Annotated in this window: 3 protein-coding genes and 1 pseudogene; 3 read left to right on the forward strand and 1 reads right to left on the reverse strand. The window is 58.6% G+C overall.

What is annotated here, in order from left to right:
* The 3 genes from EN991_RS35530 to EN991_RS35540 form a co-directional block, all read left to right on the forward strand.
* Positions 1–438 (forward strand): ThuA domain-containing protein (locus EN991_RS35530; protein ID WP_127370475.1); only part of this gene is annotated, 438 nt, incomplete at its 5' end.
* A 26-nt stretch (positions 439–464) separates the two neighbouring features.
* Entirely contained in the window at positions 465–842 is a 378-nt protein-coding gene (locus tag EN991_RS35535) for a hypothetical protein (RefSeq protein WP_245268615.1), read from the forward strand.
* A 94-nt stretch (positions 843–936) separates the two neighbouring features.
* Positions 937–1,350, forward strand: a complete 414-nt coding sequence (locus EN991_RS35540) for a hypothetical protein (RefSeq protein ID WP_063168681.1) — start codon at positions 937–939, stop codon at positions 1,348–1,350.
* A 10-nt stretch (positions 1,351–1,360) separates the two neighbouring features.
* On the opposite strand, the pseudogene EN991_RS35545 reads toward EN991_RS35540, so the two are convergent.
* A pseudogene (locus EN991_RS35545) lies at positions 1,361–1,568 on the reverse strand (amidase); the annotation flags it as partial.

Below are 1,568 nucleotides of genomic sequence, written 5' to 3' on the forward strand. Positions count from 1 at the left end.
AACCTGACGCTTGCGGTTCGCGGGGGAAGCGGGCTCGGCGGTTTCCACGGCACGATGGGCGACAGTTTCCGCAATGAGCCTGACTATCAGTTCATGACCGGCGGCCAATGGGCGGCGCATCCCGGCAACATCATCGACTACACTGTCGCGATCACCCGGCCGGACGATCCGATCACAAAAGGCATCAGCGATTTCGCCTACCGATCGGAGCAATATTACATGCATGTCGACCCAAGCAATGAGGTGCTGGCGACCACCACCTTCACCGACGCGCATTTTCCGGGGATAGGCGGCGTTGTCATGCCGGTCGTCTGGAAACGGCGCTATGGGGCGGGGAAGGTTTTCTACAGTTCCCTTGGTCACACGGCGGATGAGTTCGCGGTGCCGGAAATGGCGCTGATGGTGGAGCGGGGTTTGCTTTGGGCGGCGCGGGGGTAGAAGCAGGCGAAGTTCGTGAAAATCTGATGGAATTCACAGGAAATCTACGGAGATATCCAATGAACGATTCCAGTTGGTCCGCTTCCGAAAAGAAGCTCGCCCGCCACGCCTTCGATAAGGCTCTTGAGGCGGCCCTCGCAAAGACGATGGCCGAATTCAAGAGCAAGGCCAGTGCGGTGACGGTTCCCTCCCAGATGTGGGAGCTGGAAGCCTATTTGCGTGAACAGCGGCGGGATATCGACCGGACGTTCGACTACCGCTATTCGCAGCTCCTTTATGTCTTCACTCATCTCATCCGAGCAGGCTGCCTCGATGAAAAGCTGCTTGCCGGTCTGTCGCAAGACAAGCGGGATGTCATTCGGCGGGACCTTGCCTTTGCGGCGGGACGCCCGGCCAGCGGATGACGACGGCAGGGAGTGCGGCCGCGTCCCAATCCCTGCCATGCTGGAAAGCGGCCGTTGTCGTACTACCATCCCGTCACATGGCGAGGGGGATGAGATGGACCATCAGCGTACTGTTTTTCTGATCGGAGCAGGTTCCGTTGGTGACGACGAGCAAGCCGTGTTCACGCTGCACGTGAACGGCGCTGCCTGCAATCTGAAATGCAGTTATCGGGACAAGGTGATCGAGGCAGAAGAGGAAGACTTTTTCGAGGCTCTGTTCCAAATCCGTCAGGCACTCGAAGTCGATGGCCTGCTACCCTTCTGTTACGGAGCAAGCGCCAATGTTTATCCGGAAAATACCGTGATGGAGAAAAGTCGCGGATTGATAGCCTGCAAGGTGAAGACGGGGCAATTTCCGCAAGAGAGCGATCTGGTCGACATATTTGATGATGGCGTCGACGTGGTTCCGGTTTTCGTCCATATGCAGCAGGAATTTTGGGAAGAATGGCTGACTTCGCTGCCTTCCTAGCTGCTGGCGTTCATCCAATCCCGCCCGTAACCAGATAGGCGCCGGCGCTGCGCCCATCCTCCAGCCGCACAATAGCCGTCACGATCGAGCCATACGAGCCACGCCAGACGCTGTGGAACCGCTGGTGCTCTGCGGCCGGAACCAATGCCTGTCCACAGCAGCGCGCTCCGCTTCGCTGCATGGCGACAGGCTCGCCGTTGACATGCACCTTGACGCTG

The organism is Mesorhizobium sp. M7A.F.Ca.US.005.03.2.1, from assembly GCF_003997795.1.
Taxonomy (GTDB): Bacteria; Pseudomonadota; Alphaproteobacteria; order Rhizobiales; family Rhizobiaceae; genus Mesorhizobium; species Mesorhizobium ciceri.